Consider the following 3,593-nt stretch of genomic DNA (forward strand, 5'->3'; position numbering starts at 1 on the left):
CCCCGCCACCTCGGCGAGGAAGCCGGCGACGTGCTCCTGCAGACGCAGGATGCGCAGATCGCGCGCGAACTCGCGGTCGAAGCCCTGGTACGCCAGCGGCGGGAGGATGCGCACGTTGCGGTTGCAGCCGAACTCGGCGCACGTGAGCACGCCGATCGAATCACCCTTGCGTCCGGCGGCCCCGGCCTTGCGCGCCACGAACAACTGCACGTCGTTGCGGAGCGTGACGTCTTCGCACCAGGAGCACTGCGCCCGGGCGATCACGCGCTGCTCGGCACGCTGCAGGAACACGCCGACCGGGGCGTCGTCGACCCACGTGACGACGTACGCGCGGCGGGGCATCTTCGGATCCACCCAGCCGAGGAAATCGAGCCGATCGAAGTCGATCTCGGCGAAGCCGGGCGGGAGGGTCAGGTCGGAGACCTCCTTGCGGGAGGCGTTGAGGAAGGAGGCGCGGATGCCGCGCTCGTCGATGGGACGCATGAGAGAAGTGCTTTCGGAGTGGTCGCCCCGGAGGGCGAGTCGATCGGGGTGAGGATCCCCGGACGGATGCCGGGGTACGACGCAGCACCGGGGACGGGGGTTCCGCCTCCGGCCGGTCTTCAGCCTCTGCCTGCGGCGCGGAAGGCGCCTGCAGCTCCGCTCTGCGCCCGAGGGGCGCTCATCGACGACAGCACCCCGAGAGACTACACCCGTTTGTTTCACTCCGTGTCGGCCCGCCTGGCTCCGACCCGGAAGCCGACCTAGTCTTTCCGGAACGTCGATCCTGAAGGAGACCACCGTGTCCACGCCGCTGAACCGCCTTTCGCCCCTCCCGGTGCGTGAGCGTGCAGCGTGCATGTGCAGCCACGGCGACCGGTGCTCCTCGTTCGCACCCGGCCACGCGCTGCACCTGATCCAGGCGCGCATCGCCTCGGCGACACCCGCCGAGTGGGTCGACGCCCTGGTCGTGACGACGGATGCCGTCGCCGGCGACCTCGTCGTGCGCACGCTCGACGGCGAGGTCCACGAGCTGTGGAACGGATCCGGCGCGGCACTCGAAGCGGCCCCGGGCACGCCGGTCGCGCTGCATGCCCGCTACGGCGTGCTCGCCGTGGGGCGCACGCAGTTCAACGTCGCCACCGTCTGACGCGGCCCGTCACCGACGGGGCGTCGAGAGCGATCGCGCCTCAGGCGCTCGCCATCATCATGTCCTTCATGGCCGTGCAGGCATCCATGCACGCCTGGCACGCCTGAGCGCACATGCGGCACACGTCGCTGTCGTCGGCATGTCGCATGCACTCGTCCATGCAGACCTGGCACATCGCGATGCACGCGTTGAGCATGGCCATCATCGCGGCCGGGGTCATGCCCTGCATCCGCATCATCGAACGCATCATGGTGTTGCACATGTCTGCGCAGTTCATGCACGCCGGTGAACAGTCCATCATCTGCGTCGAGCACACCGTGCACGCCTGCTCACACGCCGCACACGCATCCATGCACGCCTGCATGACGGACATGTCCATCATGCCCATGTCGGGCATCGACTCCATGTTCTTCGACATGGCGCCCATCATCATCGAGTCCATCGCTCACCGCTTCCTTCGAGGTCCGCGGGCAGGACCACCCGCCTGGCGCCAGGCTAGTCCCTCGGGGACCCCGCGTCGATGGGGCGGAACGTTGACATGAGCGGGCCGGATTGTCAATCCCGTGGCCCGTTCCGCGCACGCGTGGAAAGGTCGGGATCAATCGAATCCGCCCTAGGAGAGGAGCAGAACATGAGTGCTGCAGATGACGTCAAGAACGCCGCCGAGAAGGCCGCAGGAAAGGTCAAAGAGGGCGTCGGCAAGCTCACCGACAACGAGCGTCTCGAGGCCGAGGGCCAGGCAGATCAGGTCAAGGCTTCGACCAAGCAGGCCGGTCAGAACGTGAAGGACGCCGCCGAGAAGACCGGCGACAGCGTGCGCGACGCGTTCGACAAGAAGTAGGACGAGAGTCCCCCGGAAACGGCAAAGAGGTGGGGCCCGCCATCGGGCGGGCCCCACCTCTTCGGGATCAGACCTCGGTCAGACCTTGCGGCTGCCGCTGATCGCTCGGATCAACCAGGCGATCACAGCGATCGCGAGGAGGACGAGTCCGACCCACAGGAGGAACTGGAGCGACTGCACCAGTCCTCCGGTGATCGCGAGGATCACTGCGACGACGATGACGATGATCAGGAGGATGTTCATCGGTCTTTCCCTTCTTTCGGGGCGCGAACGCCCGCCTGCGGTGACCCCACGCTAGCTCCCCGGAGCCATCTTCCCGAGGGGGTTGACTTCTACCCTCCGAGTGCGCGAAAGGATGAACCAATGCCAGGACGACGGAACAATTCGCTCAAGGACCCCGAGCTGTACGAAGAGCTCAGGGATGACGGGGCGTCGAAGGAGAAGGCGGCGCGCATCTCGAACGCCGCCGCGAAGGAAGGTCGCAGCACCGTCGGGCGCCGTGGCGGAGAACACGGCGACTACGACGACTGGACCGTTCCGGAGCTGCGCAAACGCGCGAAGGAGCTGGGACTCACCGGCTACAGCGGAAAGCGGAAGTCCGAGCTGATCTCCGCCCTCAGGAATCACTGAGGCCGGGGATGACCCGCTTCGGCATCGAGGAGGAGTTCCTCTTCCTCGATGAGCACTCGCTGGTGCCCGTGGCCCTGGCCGCCGGCACGCGCGAGCGCATCACGCGGCTCCGCACCGGCGGCGAGGTCACGAAGGAGTATCTGACCTCGCAGATCGAGTGCCTCACCGAGCCCGTCTCGACCGGAGCGGATGCCGAGGCACAGCTGCGACACCTGCGCGAGCTGATCGGGTGGCACGCGCAGGAGCAGCAGGCGATCGCGGCCTCGTCGGGAACACCGTTCGCCACGACGCGCTCCTCCGCCGTCTCCCCGTCCCCGCACTACGACGTGGTCGCCGAGCAGCTCGGCCATCTCACCCACGATCACGAGGTCAACGGCCTGCACGTGCACGTCGAGGTGCTCGACGACGAAGAGCGGGTGCGCGCACTCGACCGGGTGCGCGGCTGGTTGCCGGTGCTGCTGGCCCTCACCGGGAACAGCCCGTTCGTGGAGGGCCGCGACACCTCCTTCGCCAGCTGGCGCAGCATCCTGATCCGTCGTCTGCCCGGCTCGTGGAGCCCGCCGCACTTCCGCGATCTCAGCGACTACCGCGCGGGGGTGCAGCGGCTCATCGATCTGCGGGCCATCGCCGATGCCGCGTCGCTCTCCTGGGCGGTGCGCATCTCGGAGCGCTACCCGACGGTCGAGGTGCGGGTCTTCGATGCGCAGCTGACTCCGGAGGAATCGGTGCTCGCCGCACTGCTCAGCCGGGCGATCGTGCTGACCGACGACCAGCCTCCCGCCGCGATCGGCGCGGATGTGATCGACGCGTCGCTGTGGACCGCTGCTCGCCGCGGCATGGACGCGCGCGTGATCGACCCGACGACCGGGGAGATCGACGACGCGCGGACCGTCGCCGAGCGGATGCAGGGCGTTATCGCCCCGGCGCTTCGTGAACTCGGTGACGAGGAGTGGGTGCACGACGGGCTCGCCCGGCTGCGCACCGACGGCACCG

The 3,593-nt window shown here is 68.1% G+C and carries 7 protein-coding genes; 4 read left to right on the forward strand and 3 right to left on the reverse strand.

Annotation, left to right across the window (positions count from 1 at the left end; all coding sequences use genetic code 11):
• Positions 1-483 (reverse strand): FBP domain-containing protein (locus GZ67_RS0102125; protein ID WP_029273744.1); only part of this gene is annotated, 483 nt, incomplete at its 3' end.
• Positions 484-781: 298 nt separating this feature from the next.
• Between GZ67_RS0102125 and GZ67_RS0102130 the strand changes: the two genes are divergently transcribed.
• Complete coding sequence (locus tag GZ67_RS0102130) at positions 782-1,129, forward strand: hypothetical protein (protein WP_029261063.1); 348 nt, start codon at positions 782-784, stop codon at positions 1,127-1,129.
• A 40-nt stretch (positions 1,130-1,169) separates the two neighbouring features.
• On the opposite strand, the gene GZ67_RS0102135 is transcribed toward GZ67_RS0102130, so the two are convergent.
• On the reverse strand, positions 1,170-1,571 hold the full coding sequence (locus GZ67_RS0102135; RefSeq protein ID WP_029261062.1) for a hypothetical protein: 402 nt from the start codon (positions 1,569-1,571) through the stop codon (positions 1,170-1,172).
• 189 nt (positions 1,572-1,760) lie between these two features.
• On the opposite strand from GZ67_RS0102135, the gene GZ67_RS0102140 reads away from it, so the two are divergent.
• Positions 1,761-1,970 carry a CsbD family protein gene (locus GZ67_RS0102140; RefSeq protein ID WP_029261061.1) on the forward strand — a complete coding sequence of 70 codons (210 nt, stop codon included), beginning with the start codon at positions 1,761-1,763 and terminating at the stop codon, positions 1,968-1,970.
• Positions 1,971-2,048: 78 nt separating this feature from the next.
• On the opposite strand, the gene GZ67_RS20710 is transcribed toward GZ67_RS0102140, so the two are convergent.
• Positions 2,049-2,213 carry a hypothetical protein gene (locus GZ67_RS20710; protein ID WP_017201713.1) on the reverse strand — a complete coding sequence of 55 codons (165 nt, stop codon included), beginning with the start codon at positions 2,211-2,213 and terminating at the stop codon, positions 2,049-2,051.
• A gap of 120 nt (positions 2,214-2,333) precedes the next feature.
• On the opposite strand from GZ67_RS20710, the gene GZ67_RS0102150 reads away from it, so the two are divergent.
• Complete coding sequence (locus tag GZ67_RS0102150; protein WP_029261060.1) at positions 2,334-2,600, forward strand: DUF7218 family protein; 267 nt, start codon at positions 2,334-2,336, stop codon at positions 2,598-2,600.
• 8 nt (positions 2,601-2,608) lie between these two features.
• A partial coding sequence (locus GZ67_RS0102155) for a carboxylate-amine ligase (RefSeq protein WP_029273745.1) occupies positions 2,609-3,593 on the forward strand: 985 nt, incomplete at its 3' end.

The sequence above is a fragment of the Microbacterium sp. Cr-K20 genome (genome assembly GCF_000708325.1).
GTDB lineage: Bacteria > Actinomycetota > Actinomycetes > Actinomycetales > Microbacteriaceae > Microbacterium.